This is a genomic window from Acinetobacter sp. CY81, from assembly GCF_059515925.1.
The window spans coordinates 1-23522 of record NZ_JCAKNC010000009.1 but is presented as its reverse complement, the minus strand read 5'-3'; the positions used below and the strand labels follow the sequence as shown (position 1 = coordinate 23522).

The 23522-nt window shown below is 40.0% G+C and carries 15 protein-coding genes and 2 rRNA genes; 6 read left to right on the top strand and 11 right to left on the bottom strand.

The annotated features are described in order from the left end of the window. Positions 1–133 precede the first annotated feature (133 nt). The 4 genes from ppc to AC5YDM_RS10790 all read left to right on the top strand — a co-directional run bounded on the left by ppc (position 134) and on the right by AC5YDM_RS10790 (position 6849). Positions 134–2824, top strand: coding sequence for a phosphoenolpyruvate carboxylase (gene ppc, locus AC5YDM_RS10805; RefSeq protein WP_496152118.1), 2691 nt, complete (start codon positions 134–136; stop codon positions 2822–2824). Between the two features lie 138 nt (positions 2825–2962). Then, a complete protein-coding gene (locus AC5YDM_RS10800; protein ID WP_496152117.1) occupies positions 2963–4129 on the top strand; it encodes a GGDEF domain-containing protein in 1167 nt (388 codons plus the stop codon). 266 nt (positions 4130–4395) lie between these two features. Beyond that, positions 4396–5697, top strand: coding sequence for a solute carrier family 23 protein (locus AC5YDM_RS10795; RefSeq protein WP_496152116.1), 1302 nt, complete (start codon positions 4396–4398; stop codon positions 5695–5697). Between the two features lie 246 nt (positions 5698–5943). Further along, complete coding sequence (locus AC5YDM_RS10790; protein ID WP_496152115.1) at positions 5944–6849, top strand: LysR family transcriptional regulator; 906 nt, start codon at positions 5944–5946, stop codon at positions 6847–6849. Between the two features lie 99 nt (positions 6850–6948). On the opposite strand, the gene AC5YDM_RS10785 is transcribed toward AC5YDM_RS10790, so the two are convergent. The 4 genes from AC5YDM_RS10785 to ilvD all read right to left on the bottom strand — a co-directional run bounded on the left by AC5YDM_RS10785 (position 6949) and on the right by ilvD (position 11601). Continuing rightward, on the bottom strand, positions 6949–7680 hold the full coding sequence (locus tag AC5YDM_RS10785; RefSeq protein WP_496152114.1) for a sulfite exporter TauE/SafE family protein: 732 nt from the start codon (positions 7678–7680) through the stop codon (positions 6949–6951). A gap of 243 nt (positions 7681–7923) precedes the next feature. Beyond that, positions 7924–8211 (bottom strand): chorismate mutase, encoded by a 288-nt coding sequence (locus AC5YDM_RS10780; protein ID WP_496152212.1) that lies wholly within the window; start codon positions 8209–8211, stop codon positions 7924–7926. Beyond that, positions 8192–9526, bottom strand: coding sequence for a hypothetical protein (locus tag AC5YDM_RS10775; RefSeq protein WP_496152113.1), 1335 nt, complete (start codon positions 9524–9526; stop codon positions 8192–8194). Before AC5YDM_RS10775 ends, AC5YDM_RS10780 begins: the two co-directional genes overlap by 20 nt. 245 nt (positions 9527–9771) lie before the next feature. Beyond that, a complete protein-coding gene (gene ilvD, locus AC5YDM_RS10770; protein WP_496152112.1) occupies positions 9772–11601 on the bottom strand; it encodes a dihydroxy-acid dehydratase in 1830 nt (609 codons plus the stop codon). 407 nt (positions 11602–12008) lie between these two features. Between ilvD and fmt the strand changes: the two genes are divergently transcribed. Beyond that, entirely contained in the window at positions 12009–12971 is a 963-nt protein-coding gene (gene fmt, locus AC5YDM_RS10765) for a methionyl-tRNA formyltransferase (RefSeq protein ID WP_496152111.1), read from the top strand. Beyond that, positions 12968–14275, top strand: a complete 1308-nt coding sequence (rsmB, locus tag AC5YDM_RS10760) for a 16S rRNA (cytosine(967)-C(5))-methyltransferase RsmB (protein WP_496152110.1) — start codon at positions 12968–12970, stop codon at positions 14273–14275. The genes fmt and rsmB overlap by 4 nt, the downstream gene beginning before the upstream one ends. 53 nt (positions 14276–14328) lie before the next feature. Here the strand turns inward: rsmB and AC5YDM_RS10755 are convergent, their stop codons facing one another. The 7 genes from AC5YDM_RS10755 to AC5YDM_RS10725 all read right to left on the bottom strand — a co-directional run bounded on the left by AC5YDM_RS10755 (position 14329) and on the right by AC5YDM_RS10725 (position 23500). Further along, on the bottom strand, positions 14329–14472 hold the full coding sequence (locus tag AC5YDM_RS10755; RefSeq protein WP_496152109.1) for a methionine/alanine import family NSS transporter small subunit: 144 nt from the start codon (positions 14470–14472) through the stop codon (positions 14329–14331). 1 nt (position 14473) lies between these two features. Further along, positions 14474–15961: a sodium-dependent transporter gene (locus AC5YDM_RS10750; RefSeq protein ID WP_496152108.1), complete on the bottom strand. Its 1488-nt coding sequence runs from the start codon at positions 15959–15961 to the stop codon at positions 14474–14476. A 324-nt stretch (positions 15962–16285) separates the two neighbouring features. Further along, positions 16286–16828, bottom strand: a complete 543-nt coding sequence (locus AC5YDM_RS10745) for a DUF1287 domain-containing protein (protein ID WP_496152107.1) — start codon at positions 16826–16828, stop codon at positions 16286–16288. 117 nt (positions 16829–16945) lie between these two features. After that, a complete protein-coding gene (locus tag AC5YDM_RS10740) occupies positions 16946–18394 on the bottom strand; it encodes an aldehyde dehydrogenase family protein (protein ID WP_496152106.1) in 1449 nt (482 codons plus the stop codon). A gap of 452 nt (positions 18395–18846) precedes the next feature. Further along, positions 18847–20082 carry an esterase-like activity of phytase family protein gene (locus AC5YDM_RS10735; RefSeq protein ID WP_496152105.1) on the bottom strand — a complete coding sequence of 412 codons (1236 nt, stop codon included), beginning with the start codon at positions 20080–20082 and terminating at the stop codon, positions 18847–18849. A 230-nt stretch (positions 20083–20312) separates the two neighbouring features. Next, positions 20313–20427, bottom strand: a 5S ribosomal RNA gene (gene rrf / locus AC5YDM_RS10730). Positions 20428–20603: 176 nt separating this feature from the next. Next, positions 20604–23500: ribosomal RNA gene (locus AC5YDM_RS10725) — 23S ribosomal RNA — on the bottom strand. Positions 23501–23522 lie beyond the last annotated feature (22 nt).

The following is a 23522-nucleotide window of genomic DNA, read 5'->3' as shown; positions in this document are numbered from 1 at the left end:
CTTAAATTTTGAAGATTAGATTCGTTTATTTGATCACTTGAAAATTAGACCATTGTCTCTGATTTTTTGTTTGAATTCTCTTGGTTTGTCATCTAATCGAGGTATAGTCTAAACAAGAAGAAAGGAGAAAATAATGATTCAACAAATTGATGCTCCCCTACGTGAAGACGTACGACTACTCGGTAATCTCTTGGGTGAAACCCTGAAAGAACAAGCCGGGCAAGATTTGTTTAATCAAATTGAACAAATTCGTGCTTTAGCCAAAGGCGCTCGTGATGGACACGTTGAAGCAGAAAAACAACTCGAACAGCTTTTTTTAAGTTTAGAAGATAATGAAATTCTTCCTTTAACCCGTGCCTTTTCTCACTTTCTGAATTTTGCCAATATCGCAGAACAATACAATGTGGTTCGCAACCGTCGTCAAAGTGAATTTGATGAACAAGCGCCGTCTCCCAATGTTCTCGATCATTTATTTGAAAAGTTTAAAAATCAAAATATTTCAGCCGATGCGTTGTATCAACAAATTTGTCAGCTCAGTATCGAACTTGTTCTCACAGCACACCCAACGGAAGTCAGCCGTCGTACCCTGATTCAAAAATATGATGGGATTAATGATTGCCTATCCACATTTGATCAGCAGAAATTGACACCGAAACAGCGTCAGCAAGTTCTTGATAATTTAAAACAACTGGTCTGCTCTGCTTGGCAAACCGATGAAATTCGTCAACATCGTCCAACCCCTGTCGATGAAGCAAAATGGGGCTTTACCACCATTGAACAAACCCTGTGGGATGCGATTCCAAAGTTTGTTCGTGGTTTAAATGATTTGGTACAAACGCATTGCGAAAAAGAACTCCCGCTCAATATTGCACCTGTACGATTTGCCTCGTGGATGGGCGGTGATCGTGATGGCAATCCGAATGTAACCCATAGCGTAACCCAAGAAGTGTTGTGGCTTTCACGTTGGAAAGCAGCTGATCTTTATCTAAGAGATATTGAAAATCTACGCTGGGAACTTTCAATACAACATGCCAGTGATGAATTAAAACAAGCCATAGGTGCAGAACATCCTGAACCCTACCGTGAATATTTACGTAATACGCGAGAACGTTTACGTATCACACGTGAATGGCTTGCTGCAAAACTTACAGGGCAACATTCAGATGTAGATCGCAGTCAGATCATTCGTCATAAAGATGAGCTATTACAGCCTTTATTACTCTGCTATCGCTCTTTGATCGACTGTAATTTACCTGAAATCGCACAAGGTAAGCTGCTCGATTTTATTCACCGTGTGAACTGTTTTGGTATCGAATTACTTAAACTTGATATTCGCCAAGAGTCAGGTCGTCATCGTCAAGCCATCTCTGCCATTACCGAATATTTAGGCTTAGGTAATTTTGAAACGTGGACGGAACAAGCGCGCCAAAACTTCTTATTACAAGAATTACAAAGCAAGCGTCCATTGTTGCCTAAGCATCTGAATGTACCTGCTCAAAGTTTGATTGAACATCCAGATGTTCAAGAAATTTTTGCCACCATGCGCACTTTGGCTGAACAACCTACCGAAAGCTTAGGTGCATACATTATTTCTATGGCGGAATATCCAAGTGATGTTTTAGCAGTGTTATTGCTGCAAAAAGAAGCAGGCATTGAGCATTCGCTTCGTATCGTTCCTCTCTTTGAAACATTGAAAGATTTGGACGGCGCTGCGGAGACGATGAATACGCTGTTCAATATGCATTGGTATAAACAGCATATTCAGTCTAAGCATGAAGTCATGATTGGCTATTCGGACTCAGCCAAAGATGCAGGTTTCATGTCTGCCAATTGGGCGCAATATCGTGCTCAAGAGGAATTAACAGCCGTTTCTAAAAATCATGGCGTACAACTCACGCTATTTCATGGTCGTGGTGGTTCTATTAGCCGTGGTGGTGCTCCCACTCAACAGGCTTTATTCTCACAACCACCAGGTTCAATTTCAGGTGCGATCCGTGTCACTGAACAAGGTGAAATGATCCGCTTTAAATTTGGATTAGAGGAAATTGCACTTCAGAATTTAGAAATTTATACCGCGGCAACGCTTGAAGCTACCCTTTTGCCACCTCCAGAGCCTAAAGCAGAATGGCGTCAATTGATGCATGAAATGACGGAGCTTTCGGTTAAGGTCTATCGTCAAACCGTAAGAGAAAATCCGCATTTTGTGCAATATCTCAGAACAGTGACACCTGAGCTTGAGCTGCAAATGCTACCGCTTGGTTCCCGTCCTGCAAAACGCAAAGTCAGCGGTGGGATTGAGTCACTCCGTGCCATTCCTTGGGTATTTGCATGGACTCAGATTCGGTTAATGCTCCCTGCATGGCTTGGGACAGGTGCTGCGATTAATCAAGTGATTCAACAGGGTCAAAAACACCAATTGGATGAGATGCTACAACAGTGGCCTTACTTCCAAACCTTGATTGATATGTTGGAAATGGTCCTTTCAAAAGCAGATGGCAATATTGCGTTGTACTACGAATCTCATTTGACTGAAGATGAAAATCTAAAAGTTTTAGGTGCAGAACTCCGTCAACGACTACACGATGCAGTTCAGACCTTATTGGCAATGAAAGGCGAATCCAAACTTTTAAGTTCCAATGATGTCCTTGATCAATCCATGAAAGTCCGTAAACCGTATTTGCTGCCATTGCATCTGTTACAGGCGGAACTGATGAAGCGTCGCCGTGGGTATTTGGCTGCTCAAGACACTGAACATACACCTGTCGATCATGCGCTAATGGTAAGTATTGCAGGGATTGCAGCAGGGCTTCGTAACACAGGCTAATTAAGTATCTCATTGATCCATTCAGAGATAGGGAGTTTAACTCCCTATTTTTTATATTGAATAATTCATTGATTTTACTATTCAAATTCTAAAATGCGTTCTATGATGATTTAATAAGTCAACAACATTTACGCAAGCATGAAATATTTTCAGTCGATATCTCTTTGCTTTAAAAAACAAATTGAACAATTCAAACTGGGCTACATCCAGTTATTGGAAGTGGATAATATTCAAAAATCCAAAGTAGTCAGTGGCGTACTGATTTTTTTCCATGCATTTTTTTATGTTTCGATCTTAGCCAATACTGAATTTGAACTCTTTAATCAAAAACTCATTCCGAACATTTTATTGTGCTTTCAAATTTTTATCGTCATTTCCATTAGCCTGTTCATCGCTAGCTATTTTATTCAAGCCAATAGACGTAGCGAATTCTATTTCCCCATTGTATGTGTTGGATTTTATGCAGGGTCATTGATGATGGTGGGTTATATCGCAGGCATGATGACGATCCTCACTGGCGTATTCACCATCGGTTCGATTTTGGCAGGATTGTTATTGTTTGAACGGCGAATCATGTTTTATTCGACTTTGCCATGTTTAATCGTATTGTATGTCACCAGTATACTCACTGTAATGCATGTCCTTCCCTACGCGCCGCTCTATCTCCCGTACAGTATGATCGTGGAGGAGACTCAAAGTTATTTTCTTCTTGTAAATCTTTTTGCCACGACTTTTATTGGTACGATTTTGGTGGTGTTATTTAATTCCTTTTTAGATCGTTGGATGGATCGTGAACGAAAACAACGACATTTAATGACCATAGATCCCTTAACTCAAATTTTAAACCGTCGCGGTATCGCCACCCAATTGGAGCGTATTTACACAACGGATTCAGACTTAGATCAATCCATCAGTATCAGCTTAATCGACATCGATTTCTTTAAAAAAATTAATGATCAATATGGGCATGATTGTGGTGATCAAGTGCTGGTTCATATAGCAAAGTTACTGCGCTTAAATATTCGTGAAAATGATTATTTGGGACGATATGGCGGCGAAGAGTTTATTGTTGTGTTTGAAAATACAAATCTAACGACAGCCCAAAGCATTTTAGAACGATGTCGTAAAGCAATTGAACAACATGAACTGGCTTATGACGGACAAATTATTCGTTTTACCGCAAGTTTTGGATTGGCATATGCCACATTAGAAAATAGTGATCAACAGCGTTTGATTTTGGCTACAGATCAAGCACTTTATCGTGCAAAAGAAACAGGACGGAACAAAATCTGTATCTCAGATTAAATCAATGGTGAATTGTTTCACATTTTTTGTTTTTTAATTGCACATAAAATCAATCAAAAATAATGAAATAAACCTTATAAATTTTAATGATAGATCGAAAATAAATCACAGTCATGCGTTGTTTTATATCAATTTTATTTTTACCAATCGGTAAATAATTAATAAAAGTCATATAATTAGTTTTAATTTTTTTTTAATTTACAATAGATATTTATACCTTAAACAAGCGTATCATGTGCACAATTTATTATTAGAGTGCTCATTTTATGTCCAACTGGTTTCCTAAATGGCGTCCTTATGAAGGCAGCATTGATGCACGACCTGTAGGTACCAATGAGTATCTTCCCCCTGCACAAAGTGCAGTACTCGGGGTTCAACATGCTTTTGCAATGTTTGGTGCGACCGTTCTCGCACCATTCCTGATGGGTTTTGATCCGAACCTTGCGATTCTAATGTCAGGGATTTGTACCATTCTGTTTTTCATCATGACAGGTGGTCGTGTTCCAAGTTATTTAGGGTCAAGTTTTGCTTTCATTGGTGTTGTCATTGCTGCCACAGGCTATACCGCTGCGGGCGGTGCCAATCCTAATATTGCAGTCGCTGCAGGCGGTATTATTGCCTGTGGTGTGCTTTATGCCTTGATCGGTTTCTTGGTGATGGCAACAGGAACGAAATGGATTGAGAAACTCATGCCGCCTGTCGTGACAGGTTCAGTGGTGATGATCATTGGTTTAAACCTTGCTCCTGTTACCGTAAAAGCAGTCGCAGGCAATCCTTTTAATATGTGGATGGCACTATTAACTGTACTGTGTATGGGTACGATCGCCGTTTTCACCAAAGGCTTACTACAGCGTTTATTATTATTGATTGGTTTATTGGCTGCTTACTTCATCTATTACATTGTTTCAAATGTCATGGGTTATGGTACAGCGATTAACTTTACCCCGATTCAACAAGCGGCATGGTTTGGTTTACCTGACTTTCATGCCCCTGTGTTTTCAACCAATGCGATGCTCATCATAGCACCTGTGGCATTTATTTTGGTTGCTGAAAACTTAGGTCATATCAAAGCAGTCAGTGCTATGACAGGTGAAAACCTTGACCCACATATTGGTAAAGCCTTTGTTGCCGATGGTGTTGCAACGACTTTAGCAGGTGGTGTAGGTGCTCCGGGTATGACGACTTATGGTGAAAACATTGGGGTCATGGCTGTGACTCGAGTGTACTCAACTATTATTTTTGCTATCGCAGGTGTCTTTGCAATTTTCCTTGGTCTTTCTCCTAAGTTTGGTGCAATTATTCACACCATTCCAACGGCGATTTTGACAGGTGCCTCAATCGTGGTGTTTGGTTTAATTACCATTGCTGGTGCAAAAATTTGGATTGAGAACAAAGTTGATTTCTCTCAAAACAAAAATTTAATGGTCGCTGCTGTTACGATTATTTTGGGTACAGGTGACTTTGCTCTGCAATTGGGTAGCTTTAATTTAGGTGGTATCGGTACCGCTACTTTTGCTGCATTGTTGTTGAATTGGTTCTTTAGCCTCGCAGATAAATCTGAAAAGTAAATTTTAGTTTTCTTTGATGATTTATGTAGGGCTTTATTTAAACGTTTATGTTGAAGTTTTTTAAAAGTTTATAGCAGCCGCAAGGCTGCTTTTTTTATCGCAGTTTTTCCTTTTCTCTTATTCAATTGAAACGGATCAATGTGTATTTTAAAAACGCTTTAACCCATCTTGCTATTCAATTAAAACAACCCTACCGCTGATTAAATTCAGTATGATGGTCATTAACTGGATAATATGACCACGCGGATGCGCCTCGATCTTTTTGACTTAGAGCTATTCTTAAATATTGTTGAAACAGGCAGCCTAACTAAAGGTGCTGAACGCTCTGCGATTTCTCTACAAGCCTCGAGTGAACGTATCAAAAAACTTGAACAGCAATTTATGGTTCAACTGTTTACACGACATGCCTCAGGCGTCACTTTAACCTTTGCAGGTCAAACTTTTGCGCAACAAGCTCAGTTGGTTATTCAGCAATCTCGTCAACTTCAGCAAGTCATGTTGCCATTTTCAACGCTTGAACAAAATATCATGACCCTATGGTGTAACTCTTCTGCTCAGAGTGAATATTTACCCATTTTATTGCCACAATATTTACTCGAAAATCCGAAAACTCAAATTGATTTAAAAGAAGCTGAAAGCAACGATATTATCTATGCGCTTCAAACAGGTGTGGCACAACTTGGTTTAATTTCTAATTTTTTTGATGCTGGTGAACTTCAAACTTTAGATTTTGCTGATGATCCTTTAGTGATTATCTGCTCACCACAACATGCTCTGACTCAATATTCTTCTTTAACACTGGATCAGATTCTCAGTGAACCGCTTGTTGGCTTAATGCCACATCACTCATTACAACAATCTGTAGAAACCCAAGCCAAAAAGCTCGGATATGAAATTCAGTATCGCTTACGACTACCTAATTTTTCTGCGATTGCTCATGTGATTGCCAACCATGTTGGCATTGCGATCATTCCTAAACGTGCAGCTTTGCGCTTACAAGCCCATTATGATTTTGCCTTTAGAGAGTTAGAAGGTGCATGGGCAAATCGTAAATTACTCTTGGCTACACAAAACTTTGATGCTCTTTCTTCTCAGTATCAACATTTTAGCCAATTCTTAATTGCTCAACGACTCAATTTAGCCCTAAGCTAATCTCTCGATTAGCTAGTTTGCCAATAGAATAATTTTTGAACCAATCTGGCATTGAGTCGTGAGTAAAAGTGGAAGCATCTTATTTAAATCGTTGCGCCATCATCCCAACTGATGCAAAACCATATAACTGCCGAATAAAACTAACCCTAAGAAAAACAATTTTCGAAACTTTTGCTCAGGAATTCGATAACGAATTTTGGTGCCAAACCACATTCCGATGAGTGCAGGTATTAACGCAATCAGGGACATTTTCCAATCAATATTCATCTGATCGACTGGATTTAGATATAAATAAATCGCTAAGCACACCGTCGATACTGTAAACGCCAATCCAAGTGATTGAACCAAATCATCCCGCTTTAAATGTAAAGACTGTAAAAATGGCACGACCGGAATCACAATGACCCCCGTGGCAACAGTAAGTGCACCACCTAAATAGCCAATGAAGGGGGATAACCATTTTTCATGAGGGGCTAGATTCGGCATGTTTTTAGCAAATAAACCATAAGCGCCATATAAAGCAAGCATGCCACCCAAGAGTATTTCACTTTGGAACTCCCCTTGCCCTAAAGTTGGAAATATACTCCAAATCGTGCCGACAACAATACCAAGCAATAAACTCCAAAATCGGCGAATGAGTCGAAGTACGTGCCCTTCTGCGAACAATTGCCAAATATTGGTGACTAAGGATGGAATGATTAAGAGTGTTGCCGCTTGAAATGGACTCATCAATAAAGTCAGTAATGCCATGGATACAGCCGGTAAACCTAAGCCAATCGTACCTTTGATCATGCCTGCAATGGCAAATACAGCGATAACAAATGCGAGCATATTCAAACTCTAGTTACTGAAGCTAATTGTAATTTTTGCTATGCTATATAAATCTAAGAGAATAAAGAATCATGAAGTTCAGCAGTAGCCTCAACCTTAGATTGAGGCTCATTCATCTACTGAAATCTTTAAAAAGAAAAAGCATGGTTCAGTAAACTGAAACATGCTTTTTTAGAGATTTATTTTGTTCAATAGCTTTTGAATCAATAATGAGCTCTGGATTTACCAGCTTCATTTAAAAAACTAAGGGCGGAATTCTTTCAATTCTCTTTGAATAAAATGTTGAATCATTTCACGATAGATTTTTTCGACTAAAACTGGATCTAAGTCTTGTTCTGTAGCCAAATCACGTACCTTGAGTAGCACCTGTTCGACACGCTCAGGAGATTGAATATCTTGTACTGATTTTTTAAATCTTAATGCCTGATCAGCATAGAATTGACGTTCTGCAATAAGCTCAACTAAATGCTGATCGATCTCATTTATTTTTTCACGGGCTTGAATCAGTGACTCACACTTCTCTCTCTTCATCTTCAATTGATTCTTCCTGTTTGTGCTCTAGTTCATTATCACTTTTATACTTTTGTTCTAACACATTACTGAAAATACTTTCAATCATCCAAACGCGATATAAGCTATTAAATACATAACTTTTACCATCAATTCTAAGCTCAATCACGGGAAAATCAGGTTGAGATTTCATTTCACACATCAATTCATTGTCTTTCAGTTTCTTTTCAATGTCTTCTGTGGTGATCTGATCAATGTCTAAATCATGTTGCAACTGCTCGAAGTGCGCACGATATGACGGATCTTTGCCTTTTGACCATACCGCCTGCAAAATTTCATACATTGCATCTGTACGGCGTTCTTCATTTACGCTGTAAAACAGTTTTGCCATCTGCAATGTACTTGCTTCATTCGGACGACAAAAAGGTGTAAATTTTACATCAGTACGCTTGGATAGACGGGTTGCTAAACTCCAATCAAAAATATCACGACCTTGATAATTTAAAGGATAAACATTGAGTGCTATATCATAATAATCAGCAAGTTCTTCTTTGATATACGCCAATAATAACCAAGAAATTGGATCTTCTAAGGCAATATACAAATCTAACTCAGGATTCATCGCCTGAATTTCGCTGAGTTCCTCTGCATCATTCATCAAATGTTCACGCCATTCGATATGATTAATCAGAAAAATAGGATTATCCGTCAGCAATTTTTGTTTTTTGAGACGCCTAGTCAGACGTAATAAGTCATCTACAGCATGATACTTACGTCCACCGACTGCAAAGTAACTGGCCAAAACAGGACTATGATTAAATTGCCGTTCAGGCAATTCTTGATCATGTTGATGTTGCGTGGCTAAAACATAGAGTGTGCGTAATTTGCCATATTGTTGTTGCCACAACATATGGAATACGTCTTCGAGTAAATATAAGAAATTTTGATCTTTAAGCGGGGTTTTACGAAGAATTGTTTCTGCTTGTTTTAAGGCTTCGGCATTGGGTAATTCAGGTTTTTCATTGTCATAAGCAAATCGATGTTGATGTGCCAAAATCTGTGCATCACGTAAACTATAATCACGCCATTCATCAGCGCTCATTTCATTCGGAGGTTCTGCGGCAGTATCAGAAATAATTATTTTAAGCGGTTTAATATCGTCACTCAAAATTTCATTCAACTGACCCAATTGTTGTACGGCCAAATAGCTATATACATCATCTAAGCGTAAGTAGATCGTTAATCCTTGCTCAATCGACAATGGCTCTTGGCGAATTGGTTTTTGATAAAACCAACTCGATCGAAGGGGATCGAACCAACGGCGTAACAATGACATGAATCAAGCCTCGATGAAAATAACCAAATATCCAAACTACCCATCACAGCAGATTTAGATCTAATTTAAAAAAATAAAATACTGATGCAAAACTTATAACAATTCAACACCAATAGTTCAATGATTTACAGTGCAAGAATAAATAACAGCATGATCAATTTTGATTCATTTTTAGAAAAACCCATAATTCAACTCATAAAAAAAGCACTCATCATTGAGTGCTTTTTTATTAAGCCTAAATCAAATTAGATATCACGTACCGCGCCTTTTGAAGCACTTGTGGTATGCATTGCATAAGCTTTCAATGCTTTAGAGACTTTACGTGGACGCTCTTCCGCAGGCTTCCAACCTTTTGCTTCTTGTTTAGTATGACGGTGCGCCATAGTTGCATCATCAACTGCCAAGTGAATGGTACGGTTTGGAATATCAATTTCGATACGGTCGCCATCTTCAACCAATGCAATCGCACCACCTTCCGCTGCTTCTGGAGAAACGTGACCAATTGAAAGACCAGATGAACCACCAGAGAAACGACCATCCGTTAATAATGCACAATCTTTACCTAAGCCTTTAGATTTTAAATAGCTTGTTGGGTAAAGCATTTCTTGCATACCCGGACCACCACGTGGACCTTCGTAACGAATCACCACCACATCGCCTGCAACAATTTTGCCACCTAAAATTGCTTCTACTGCAGAATCTTGGCTTTCAAAAACACGTGCTGTACCGTTGAATTTTAAAATAGATTCATCAACGCCTGCAGTTTTAACAATACAGCCTTCTAATGCGATGTTGCCGTAAAGCACAGCCAAACCACCATCTTTAGAGAATGCATGTTCTGCATTACGAATCACGCCATTTTCACGGTCACCATCTAAACGTGTGTAATAACGGTCTTGTGAGAATGCTGTTTGTGTTGGTACGCCACCTGGAGCAGATTTAAAGAAGTTATACACGTCTTCGTCTTCAGTGCGGATGATATCCCACTTATCTAAGGCATCTTTTAAGGTTGCTTCGTGAACCGTTGGAACAGATGTATCCAATAAACCTGCACGGTCTAATTCACCAAGGATCGACATGATACCGCCTGCACGGTGAATGTCTTCCATATGTACGTTTTTAACGGCAGGTGCAACTTTACACAACACAGGTACTTTACGAGATAAACGATCGATATCGTCCATTGTAAAATCAACTTCCGCTTCATGCGCAGCCGCCAATAAATGCAATACAGTATTGGTTGAACCACCCATTGCGATATCTAAAGTCATGGCATTTTCATACGATGCTTTAGTGGCAACATTACGTGGCAATACGCTGTAATCATTTTGCTCATAATGACGTTTAGTGATTTCAACAATCAACTGACCTGCTTTTTCGAATAATTTTTTACGGTTTGCGTGTGTTGCAAGCGTAGAACCATTACCCGGTAAAGACAAACCTAAAGCTTCTGTTAAGCAGTTCATTGAGTTTGCAGTGAACATCCCCGAACATGAACCACATGTTGGACATGCAGAACGCTCGTATGCTTTTACTTCTTCGTCTGTGTAGTTGTCATCTGCAGCGACAATCATGGCATCAACAAGGTCAATCGCTTGTTCACCACCACGGATTTGGACTTTACCCGCTTCCATTGGCCCGCCTGAAACAAATACGACTGGAATGTTAAGACGCATTGCTGCCATCAGCATTCCCGGTGTGATTTTGTCACAGTTTGAGATACAGACCATTGCATCTGCACAGTGTGCATTCACCATGTATTCTACTGAGTCTGCAATCAAGTCACGTGAAGGCAATGAATACAGCATGCCGTCATGGCCCATCGCGATTCCATCATCTACTGCAATGGTATTAAATTCTTTTGCTACGCCGCCTGCTTGTTCAATTTGACGTGCGACCAACTGCCCTAAATCTTTAAGATGCACATGGCCCGGTACAAATTGGGTAAATGAGTTTACGACTGCAATAATTGGCTTACCAAAATCTTCGTCTTTCATTCCTGTTGCACGCCATAAGCCACGTGCGCCAGCCATATTTCTTCCGTGTGTCGATGTTTTTGAACGATAATCAGGCATTGTATTTTTCCAGCATATTTGAGCTTGAAGTAAAACCGTCTGGCTTACCTTTGGCTAATTCGTAATCATATCGTGAGCTGAATGACTTTATGAGTCGATCATCTATGAACTTAAATTTCAGCTTTATTTTCATCACATCATACTACATTTTAGAGATGAAGCATGTGCCCGTTGCATCTGCAGAATGTTTGAATGATCTGAAGAAAATTGACTCCAGCGAAACGATATAAAAGGATCTCTAAAGCTAATATAAACCCTTAATGAGCGATAAAATACAAAACTTTCATGAATAATATTTAAATTTTATATAAATTTAATTTATCAAAAATAAGTTCTGATACAACCTTAATGCGGGTTTTGACTCATTTTCGTTTATAATGTTGCGAAGATTTTTCGGAATGAATTGAGTGAAAATTGTATTTGCTGGAACACCAGAATTTGCTGCTGTTGCGCTTGAAGCATTAATCAAAACAGAACATGAAATTGTGGGTGTTTATACACAGCCTGACCGCAAAGCAGGTCGAGGTCAAAAACTAACAGCATCTGCAGTTAAACTCTTGGGGTTAGAACACAGTCTACCTGTGTATCAACCTTTACATTTTAAATCATCGACCGTAGAAGGTTTAGCAGCACAACAAGAACTTGCTGCCTTAAATGCGGATGTGATGGTTGTAGCAGCATATGGTTTAATCTTGCCTCAAGTGGTACTCGACACACCAAAATATGCATGTCTGAATATTCATGGTTCGTTGTTGCCACGCTGGCGCGGTGCAGCCCCGATTCAACGTGCGATTGCAACAGGTGATGCTGAAACAGGTGTGACCATCATGAAAATGGCAGCTGGACTCGATACAGGTGACATGATGTTCAAAACCATCTGTCCAATTGATGCATCAGATACTTCTGCCACCTTACATGACAAACTTGCAATCCAAGGTGCTGAAGCTTTAGTTGAAGTTTTAAAAAGCGAAGAAACGCTACAACATTATTTAGACATACGTGAAGTTCAAGATGAGAGCCTCACTGTCTATGCGCATAAGTTATCTAAAGCTGAAGCCCAAATTGATTGGGCGCAGTCTGCCGAGCAAATTAATCTCAATATTCGTGCATTCAATCCTTGGCCAGTCGCTTTTACACCTTTAGATGAAACCAACAATCTCAGAGTTTGGAATTCATCTTTATCTAAACTGGTTTCAAATTCGGCTGTCGCAGGCGAAGTGATCGCACTCGATCATGACGGTGTTCATGTGATGTGTGGTGATCAAAAAGCTATTTGCATAACCAACTTGCAATGGCCTGGTGGCAAAGCTTTAAATGCAGTTCAAATTAACCAAACCCAAAAACTATCGGTAGGATATAAATTCGCATGAGTCAAATTCAATCATCAGCAAAAAATTTGAATTTGCGTGCGCAAGTTGTAAAGACTTTGTTGGCTGTTCAAAATGGTCAATCACTTGCATCTGTGTTAAATCAACACATCAATATTGTGTCAGAACGTGATCGTGGTTTATATCATGAGTTAACATTGGGCTGTTTACGCCAATGGCATGGTCTAAAAGCCATCACTTTGCCTCTGCTGACTAAGCCATTAGAAAATGAAGCTTTAGAAAGCTGTTTATATCTTGGTTTATATCAACTGCTTTGTACTCGCGTTCCTGCCCATGCAGCGATTTCTGAAACGGTCACTGCTGCGAAGCAACTTGGATTTGAACCACTAAGTGGCTTGGTCAATGCTGTGCTTCGTCGTGTTTCACGTGAAACAGAAGAGTTCTCAGCGGGTCTTGAGCAAGCACATGGCTTACCAAGTTGGTTGTTCAAACGTTTGAAAAAAGATTGGGCGGATCAATTGCCTGAAATTTCATACAATTTAAAGCAGATTGCTCCTTTGACACTTCGTGTCAACGTGAACCAAGTCAGTCGTGCTGAATATTTAGAAATTTTGGAAGAAGATGGTTTTGAAGCACGTGCTTGTGAACTGTCTGATGTCGGTATTGTACTTGAGCAAAATGTACATATTCCGAATCTTCCAGGTTATGAAGAAGGCGGATTCTCTGTTCAAGACGAACATGCACAACTGTGTGCAACGCTACTTCCTAACCTAGAAGGTAAAGTCGTCGTTGATGCATGTGCAGCTCCAGGCGGTAAAACTGCGCATATCTTGGAAAAATATAGCCCTAAAAAGTTATATGCCATTGATCAAGATGCTAAACGCCTCGTTCGTGTTTCTGAAAATTTAGAGCGTCTTGGTTTAAATGAATATGCAGACGTAGAAATCGTTACAGCAGATGCAACAACATGGAAGGCACCATCTGAAGTAGACTGTATTGTTCTTGACGCACCTTGTTCTGCGATTGGTGTGATTCGTCGTCACCCCGATATTCGTTTACTTCGTCAATCAACAGATATTGTGAAAACTGTTGAGCTTCAAAAGCAAATTTTAAACAATATGTGGCAACAGCTTAAAGTTGGTGGCACGCTGCTTTATATCACCTGTTCAATTTTAAAAGCTGAAAATGAACAACAGATGGTTCAATTCTTTGCTGAACATGCTGATGCGAAAGAAATTAAAATTGAAGCAGATTGGGGTGTTGAGCAGATTCACGGTCGTCAGTTATTCCCAGAAAATGATCGTGGCGATGGTTTCTACTACTGTCTCATCGAAAAAACTGCATAATCATAAAAAAAGCAGGCTGATATCAGCCTGCTTTTTTGTCTAATTTTAAATAATTAAAGTGTATGCTGATCTTTTACATCTTCCAAAACATCATCTAATTCTTCTGGATTTTTCACTAAATGCAGAATGGATAAAATTAATCCACCCCATAAAAAAACGATTGAAATGATCATCATCACGATTGCAGAAGTATTCATATTAGTTCCCCTCTCGATCTTTCATTTGACTTAATACGCATGCAACAACCGCACAGAAAATCACACTACCCCAACCAAATATCATCAGCATACTTGAGCTATAAGTATCATAGCCATTCTTGATCAAGTTAAAGATCGTCAAGCACAGCGTCACCAATAGAATCAATGATGTGATTACACTTAGGGTGAAAGCCCAACCTTTGCCAAGCTGTACAGTAGAAATACGGTTGATATGGTCACGAAGTTCAATTAAAGCTGAACGCTTAAACCAAGCGATAGAAATAATAGAGATTAATGCACCACCAATGATCCCGATGTTATTGATAAAGTGATCGACAATATCAACCAGTTTAATCGAGTTCACACTTGAAAATAATACAATTGAAACAATTGCACTCGTACCACCAATGATGGTCACTGCTTTTTTACGGCTCCATTTCAACTTATCTTGCATTGCTGCAATTGGAACTTCTAGGATACTTACCATAGAAGAAATACCTGCAACAAATAAAGAAGAGAAGAACAATAAACCGAATAAATCTGCGCCAGCACCTAAGCTTGAAATGATTTTCGGGAATGCAATAAATGCTAAGCCAATACCACCACTCACCACTTGATCTACAGGTTTATCTGCCATTAAGGCCATGAAACCAAGAGCAGCAAAAATACCAATACCTGCCAAAATTTCAGTAGATGCATTGGCAAAACCGACGATCAAACCAGAGCCTGTTAAATTGGTTTTAGGTTTAAGATACGATGCATAAGTCACCATGATCCCGAAGCCTACAGATAGTGAGAAGAAGGTATGGCCATAAGCGGCTAACCAAACTTTATAGTCCCACATCGCAGACCAGTTTGGTGTAAAGAATGCATTTAAGCCTTCTACAGCACCTGGTAAACGCAACGCTTGGATTACTAAAATCGTAAATAAAACAAATAATAAAGGCATGAAAATTTTATTAGATAATTCCACGCCTTTTTTAACACCACCATAGAGAATGACTAAGGTCAGTGCCCAAATCGCAGTAATCGGCCAAAATAAATGCCCTACGAATTGAAAATCAAAGCTTGCTGCTTTTGATGTCTGTAAGTATGTATTGAAGAAGAAGTTTTCAGGATCACTTCCCCACATTTGTCCAACCGAGAAATACACATAACTTCCCGCCCAGGTTAAGACACTGGCATAGTACAGACCGATAATGATACATACACAGACCTGCCACCAGCCTAAAGTTTCACCGCCTTTGAATAAGGCACGATATGCTTTAGGGGGTGAATTATTACTTTTATGACCTGTTGCATAATCTAAAAACAACAGGGGTAAACCTGCGGTAATTAATGCAATTAAATAAGGAATTAAAAAGGCACCACCGCCATTTTCATAAGCGACATATGGGAAGCGCCAAATATTCCCTAATCCGACAGCTGAACCTACAGCTGCGATAATAAAACCTGATCGTGACGTCCAGTTTTCACGAGAATCTGTCATAAAACACCTAATATTGTATAGACCTTCACCGCCTCTTATTTTCGTTGTGATAATGAAGCAAGATGAAGGAGCAATTTTAAAATATTGTTGTTTGAATAAAACTATGCCTTTTGAGCACCATCGTTATTATCACAAACCAGTAAATTTTTATTCAAAACCTTGGTTAAAGATCATCAATAAAATTACTGTTTAATGGTGTAACAATACCTCTTTTGCACTTTTATTTCTGTAATTTGTACTCAATTTCCCTGATGTTTTACTCTTATTTTTAATAAATTTCTTTTTTCAAACTAAAGCCAACTGTAAAAATGTGATTGATCCTGTTTAATTTTTAGCAATTCGATAATGCCCTGTAATTTTATAATCAAATAAAATATTATTTTCTTGGGTTCCTGATCCAATGTTGTGTATCACCAAAGGCGTCGAATTCACTAAAGATTTCTGGTTTGAAATGATGCCTATATGCACCAATCCCTTACCCAAATCCCAAGTAACAATATCCCCTGCTTTGTAATTTTTATCTTTAACTTCATAACCTTGTCGATTGAAATAGGTCATGATATTCGGGACGCGACGATGATCAATATTCCGATCTGTACTTTTAAGACCCCATTTTTTCGGATAGACAGCGAAATTCTTTTTCATATCCTCATGAATTAACTTTTGTAAATCGACTCCTTGCAGACGTAATGCACGAATAATGACATCGGTACAAACACCTTTGATCATAGGTACATCACCCATAGGATATTTCAAAGTGGTATATGCTGGATCATAGTAAAGCGTTTTCCCAATTTGCTGACGTGCATCAAGTACAATTTGCTGAGATTTAACCGCAAGTGCCTGCATATTAATGACTAAACTCATTATTAAAATGAAAAAAGTGCTAAATTTGAGTTTCATTATTGTCCATTCTTATATTTAATTTTTAAAATCATAGCATTTAAAAAGGGAGCAATTGCTCCCTGTTCTGTTTCAACATAGTTACTGCTTAATCACCAATAAACGCTCTTCTTGCATATCCCGAATCGCTGAATGAATACCTTCTCGTCCTAAACCTGAATCTTTAACACCACCGTATGGCATGTTATCGACACGGAATGAAGGGATATCATTGATAATCACGCCACCAACATGGAGTTGATCCCATGCATACATCATTTTATTAAGGTTTTGGGTATAAACACCTGCCTGAAGCCCAAAACGACTCGAATTAATTTTGGCGATGCCTTTTTCAAAGTCTTTATATTTTTCAATAATCGCAACAGGGCCAAACACTTCATCTTTATAGACTTCAAGGTTTTCATCTACACCTTCAAGTAATGTTGGCTCAAATAACACCCCATTAAGTACATTCCCCGAAAGTACTTTAGCGCCTTTCTTTACTGCTTTATCGACCCATTTCTTTAACCGTACTGCCTCTTTCTCTTTGATCATTGGGCCAACTAAAGTGGATGTCAGCGCTGGATCTGCCGCTTGTATTTTCTTGAGCTTTGAAACCAATTTCTTTTTGAGTTCTGAATAGATATCAGCATGTACTAAAATTCGTTGCACACTAATACAAACTTGCCCTGCATGACCATATGCACCTCCAATGATACGATCAATCAAGGCATCTGAAATTTCAGTATCAGGCTCAATCAATACTGCAGCATTACCACCTAACTCCAAAGTGACTTTTTTACGACCTGCACGCGCTTTCATGTCCCATCCCACTTGATCAGAACCTGTAAAGCTCAGTAATTTAAACCGGTCATCAGTCACTAAAACATCTGCATGCTCTCTCTGACAAGGAAGTACCGAAAATGCCCCTTTTGGCAAATCCGTTTCAGCTAAAATTTCAGCAATTTTAAGTGCTGAAATAGGCGTTAAACTGGCAGGTTTGAGAACAAAAGGACAACCTGCTGCTATCGCAGGTGCAATCTTATGTGCAGTCAAATTCAGTGGGAAATTAAATGGGCTAATCAAAGACACGGCACCAATCGGAACATGTTTTACCATACCTGTATAATTTGATGCCGCTTGAGTCACCGCCAATGGAATTAAACGCCCTTCATCCAATTGCGATACCGCATCTGCCGCAATTTGAAAGGTATTAATCAAACGCTCTACTTCAGCACTTGCAGCATTACGAGGCTTACCACCTTCAGCAATTAAAATATTGGTTAATTCTTCACGCTGTTCATTAAATCGGGCTACACAATGTAGCAATATTTTTTGTTTTTGAAATGGTTTTAATGTCGCCATTTCACGCTCTGCTTTTAATGCTGAAGCAATTGCTTTTTCAATAGTTACAGCATCGGCTAAAGCAACCTTAGCATAGACCTCACCAGAAAACTTATCATGAACCTCAAGCCACTGCCCTGTATTTGAAGCTTTTCCAGCAACATATAATGGAAATTCTAAAATGTTTTTATTCTTTAAGTCAGCCACAATACTCTCAATCTATCTCATGAATCTTTCATTTACTTTAGCATGTGACTGTTTAATTTTTAAATAAAGTACTTGCCAATATGAACATCTATAAATATTGTTCTTTTTAAATGATATTTTTCATAATCATACAGTCTTTAAAAGTCTTTACCATTTCTTTGTAAGCTATAGCTTACAACAATTGAATAAATTGACGCATAGATCTCATTTTAAAAATTAAATATGATTTAGTTATAGTGAAACAGGACGTTTCCTAAGGAAAAAATAATAACAATTAGTTTAAAATTAGAATAATAAAGAAAAAATGCATAAGGAATTGCGAAAAACAGGAGTCATGCAAAAGCAACGAATACAAAGGCCTCATCTACGGATGGGGCCTTTATAATTTTAGAGAAGTGAATAGAACCACAAGTAACGTAATAACTAATAAGAGCGACGTTACATTTAGAACACTAATATAAAGGCTTAGCTAACTGAATCTGAATTACTTCATTATCATCTGCTAAGGTTTTATTACGACCGCTCGAACCTGGAAAATTATTATCATTTAAAACTGTGATTAAATCAGGTCCTTCAATAATAATATCTTCAATGGTTTGAAATGGAAAACCAAAACGCTGGCCAACTGCAATATCACCCTCTCTAGGCGTACCAAACAGTAAATTCGGATTGGCAATATCCATAAGATTGACTAAATCTTCCCGTTGAACAGATTCACCATACTGATTAAATTTAACTTTAATCAGTTTTTTATACCCACCTAAATTATTTTCGGTATCATCTCTTTCAATGATAATCCCTTCTTTATCACTAAATAATTGGAAATCTCCAATTGCCGTAGCTTTACTATTCAAATCAAAATAATAAATATTTCCAGTATAGGCCTTTTGAGCGATATCAAATTCAGAAATAACCAAACGGGACTGAGATTCTGTCGTTAAAGGTTTTTCTAACAAAGGATATAAATACTTTCCATCAGTCGATATAGCCATACCCTCAAAACCACCACTACGCTGCACAAGCGGTTGTATAAATGAATTAGGGTTCTTATTCAGTTGATTTTGTGGAGATCTGAGCTCTGAACCCTGAAGCTTAGGATCTGGTAGAGATATCGGAGGGCTTAATAAAACTCCATCAGCACTGAAATGTAATAAATAAGGACCAAACTCATCACCAATCCAGATATCTCCATTTGAAGTACGTTGCATAGACTCTGGATCAAAGTCAGCACCTGTCAACAATCGATCAGTTGTTGAATTATGAGTGATTTCAAATGGAATAAGCTTATTTGGATCAAGAAGTTGAATGTAGGAAAGATGCTTAACTTGTCCTGTCCCTGTTTTCAACTTTTTGAAATCTGCTGAAATGTGATGTAATCGGAGCAGATAATCTGATGAATTATCTTGAGCACCGAATCCATTATCTGACATCACTAAATAAGTCCCGTCTTTATTTTTTAATGCTGCTGAAAAGCCTTGTACAGGCTGTCCAGGAAACATCGGGAAAATTCCATTTGCACCTTTTACGTATTTACCTGATTCCGGACCATCTGCATAAGTCTTAACATCAAGCCTAGCAAATGATACTAAGGTTGGCTCTTTGATTTGAGTTGATTCCCTAACATCTCTTTCATCAGAATCATTACATCCTAACAATGTTGTAACCGTTATTGCTAAGGCAGCAGTCATAAAAAATTTCATAAGTTCTTAAAGCTATTTATTGTGAACTTAATATTTATATGCTGAGTTGATGACAAATCAATTTCATCTGAATGACATTTTAAATAGTTCTAATCAATCAAACATTTATAAAGTAAATTTAAAACTAAAATTCCAAAATTTCTTCTTTACTTAATCTTCAATTTCCGCACATAAAAAAACACCCTGCCTCATTAAGACAGGGTGTTTTAGGAATAATGAGCTGGCGATGACTTACTCTCACATGGGTAACCCCACACTACCATCAGCGCAAAGAGGTTTCACTTCTGAGTTCGGGAAGGGATCAGGTGGTTCACTCTTGCTATTGTCGCCAGCACAACTGTTTATGGATACTTGCTTAGGTCTTATAAAGTGCCTGAGCTTTCTACCAAATGAGTTATTAACAGATTATATCTGAGTTGAATATTGTCATACTAACGGGCTTCTGAATCAAGCTGTTTTGATGAATATCGAATCAATTGAGCTTTATACAACAACTGTTTGGGTGTTGTATAGTCAAGCCTCACGAGTAATTAGTATTGGTCAGCTTCACATATCACTATGCTTCCACATCCAACCTATCAACGTTGTAGTCTTCAACGGCTCTTTAGAGGACATATAGTCCTTGGGAAATCTTATCTTGAGGTAGGCTTCCCGCTTAGATGCTTTCAGCGGTTATCCCTTCCGAACATAGCTACCCGGCGATGCGACTGGCGTCACAACCGGTACACCAGAGGTTCGTCCACTCTGGTCCTCTCGTACTAGGAGCAGATCCTCTCAAATTTCCAACGCCCACGGTAGATAGGGACCGAACTGTCTCACGACGTTCTAAACCCAGCTCGCGTACCTCTTTAAATGGCGAACAGCCATACCCTTGGGACCTGCTTCAGCCCCAGGATGAGATGAGCCGACATCGAGGTGCCAAACACCGCCGTCGATATGAACTCTTGGGCGGTATCAGCCTGTTATCCCCAGAGTACCTTTTATCCGTTGAGCGATGGCCCTTCCATACAGAACCACCGGATCACTAAGACCTACTTTCGTACCTGCTCGACTTGTGGGTCTCGCAGTTAAGCGCGCTTTTGCCTTTATACTCTACGCGTGATTTCCGACCACGCTGAGCGCACCTTCGTACTCCTCCGTTACTCTTTAGGAGGAGACCGCCCCAGTCAAACTACCCACCAGACATGGTCCTCGCTCCAGATAATGGAGCAGAGTTAGAACCTCAATATTACCAGGGTGGTATTTCAAGATTGGCTCCACTCGAACTAGCGTCCGAGTTTCAAAGCCTCCCACCTATCCTACACAAGTAAGATCAAAGTTCAATGTCAAGCTGCAGTAAAGGTTCACGGGGTCTTTCCGTCTAGCCGCGGGTACACCGCATCTTCACGGCGAATTCGATTTCACTGAGTCTCTGCTGGAGACAGCGCCCCCATCATTATGCCATTCGTGCAGGTCGGAACTTACCCGACAAGGAATTTCGCTACCTTAGGACCGTTATAGTTACGGCCGCCGTTTACTGGGGCTTCGATCAAGAGCTTCGCTTACGCTAACCCCATCAATTAACCTTCCAGCACCGGGCAGGCATCACACCCTATACGTCCACTTTCGTGTTTGCAGAGTGCTATGTTTTTAATAAACAGTTGCAGGGGCCTGGTTTCTGTGGCTGTCAACCGCTCAGGAAGTAAATTCCATCACCGTCGACAGCGTACCTTCTCCCGAAGTTACGGTACCATTTTGCCTAGTTCCTTCAGCAGAGTTCTCTCAAGCGCTTTGGTCTACTCGACCTGACCACCTGTGTCGGTTTCGGGTACGATTCCTGTGTAACTGGAGCTTAGAGACTTTTCCTGGAAGTATGGTATCAGCCACTTCACTGCACAAGTGCAGCTTGCTATCAGTTCTCAGCATAGAGTACCCCGGATTTGCCTAAGATACATGCCTACAACCTTCCACCTGGACAACCAACGCCAGGCTGACTTAACCTTCTCCGTCCTCTCATCGCATTACACAGAAGTATTGGAATATTAACCAATTTCCCATCGACTACGCCTTTCGGCCTCGCCTTAGGGGTCGACTCACCCAGCCCCGATTAACGTTGGACTGGAACCCTTGGTCTTTCAGCGAGCGAGTTTTTCACTCGCTTTGTCGTTACTCACGTCAGCATTCGCACTTCTGATACCTCCAGCATACTTCTCAATACACCTTCATCGGCTTACAGAACGCTCCCCTACCACTTGCAATAAATTGCAAATCCGCAGCTTCGGCACATAGTTTTAGCCCCGTTACATCTTCCGCGCAGGCCGACTCGACTAGTGAGCTATTACGCTTTCTTTAAAGGGTGGCTGCTTCTAAGCCAACCTCCTAGCTGTCTATGCCTTCCCACATCGTTTCCCACTTAACTATGATTTTGGGGCCTTAGCTGGCGGTCTGGATTGTTTTCCTCTTGACTACGGACGTTAGCACCCGCAGTCTGTCTCCCGGATAGTACTCATTGGTATTCGGAGTTTGCATCGGTTTGGTAAGTCGGGATGACCCCCTAGCCGAAACAGTGCTCTACCCCCAATGGTATTCGTCCGAGGCGCTACCTAAATAGCTTTCGGGGAGAACCAGCTATCACCAGGCTTGATTAGCCTTTCACCCCTATCCACAAGTCATCCCCTGGCTTTTCAACGACAGTGGGTTCGGTCCTCCAGTTAGTGTTACCCAACCTTCAACCTGCTCATGGATAGATCGCCTGGTTTCGGGTCTACACCCAGCAACTAAACGCCCTATTAAGACTCGATTTCTCTACGGCTCCCCTATTCGGTTAACCTTGCTACTGAATGTAAGTCGCTGACCCATTATACAAAAGGTACGCAGTCACCGGACTCAATGCCGGCTCCCACTGCTTGTATGCATGCGGTTTCAGGATCTATTTCACTCCCCTCACAGGGGTTCTTTTCGCCTTTCCCTCACGGTACTGGTTCACTATCGGTCAGTCAGGAGTATTTAGCCTTGGAGGATGGTCCCCCCATATTCAGACAAGGTTTCACGTGCCCCGCCCTACTCGACATCATCATATAAGCCCTTTCGTGTACAGGACTATCACCCACTACGGTTGCACTTCCCAGAGCATTCCACTAGAACTTATATGACTTAATGGGCTTTTCCCCGTTCGCTCGCCGCTACTAAGGGAATCTCAATTGATTTCTTTTCCTAAGGGTACTGAGATGTTTCACTTCCCCTCGTTCGCCTCGTATGACTATGTATTCATCATACGATACCTGCCTTATGACAGGTGGGTTTCCCCATTCAGAAATCTCCGGATCACAGGATATTTGCCGCCTCCCCGGAGCTTATCGCAGGCTATTACGTCTTTCATCGCCTCTGACTGCCAAGGCATCCACCACATGCACTTAATTACTTGACTATACAACCCCAAACAGTCGTTT

Excerpts from the sequence above, each read along its gene's own strand:
- ppc (WP_496152118.1), top strand. The coding sequence starts at position 134 with ATGATTCAACAAATTGATGCTCCCCTACGTGAAGACGTACGACTACTC.
- AC5YDM_RS10800 (WP_496152117.1), top strand. The coding sequence starts at position 2,963 with ATGAAATATTTTCAGTCGATATCTCTTTGCTTTAAAAAACAAATTGAA.
- AC5YDM_RS10795 (WP_496152116.1), top strand. The coding sequence starts at position 4,396 with ATGTCCAACTGGTTTCCTAAATGGCGTCCTTATGAAGGCAGCATTGAT.
- AC5YDM_RS10790 (WP_496152115.1), top strand. The coding sequence starts at position 5,944 with ATGCGCCTCGATCTTTTTGACTTAGAGCTATTCTTAAATATTGTTGAA.
- AC5YDM_RS10785 (WP_496152114.1), bottom strand. The coding sequence starts at position 7,680 with ATGCTCGCATTTGTTATCGCTGTATTTGCCATTGCAGGCATGATCAAA.
- AC5YDM_RS10780 (WP_496152212.1), bottom strand. The coding sequence starts at position 8,211 with ATGAAGAGAGAGAAGTGTGAGTCACTGATTCAAGCCCGTGAAAAAATA.
- AC5YDM_RS10775 (WP_496152113.1), bottom strand. The coding sequence starts at position 9,526 with ATGTCATTGTTACGCCGTTGGTTCGATCCCCTTCGATCGAGTTGGTTT.
- ilvD (WP_496152112.1), bottom strand. The coding sequence starts at position 11,601 with ATGCCTGATTATCGTTCAAAAACATCGACACACGGAAGAAATATGGCT.
- rsmB (WP_496152110.1), top strand. The coding sequence starts at position 12,968 with ATGAGTCAAATTCAATCATCAGCAAAAAATTTGAATTTGCGTGCGCAA.
- AC5YDM_RS10755 (WP_496152109.1), bottom strand. The coding sequence starts at position 14,472 with ATGAATACTTCTGCAATCGTGATGATGATCATTTCAATCGTTTTTTTA.
- AC5YDM_RS10750 (WP_496152108.1), bottom strand. The coding sequence starts at position 15,961 with ATGACAGATTCTCGTGAAAACTGGACGTCACGATCAGGTTTTATTATC.
- AC5YDM_RS10745 (WP_496152107.1), bottom strand. The coding sequence starts at position 16,828 with ATGAGTTTAGTCATTAATATGCAGGCACTTGCGGTTAAATCTCAGCAA.
- AC5YDM_RS10735 (WP_496152105.1), bottom strand. The coding sequence starts at position 20,082 with ATGACTGCTGCCTTAGCAATAACGGTTACAACATTGTTAGGATGTAAT.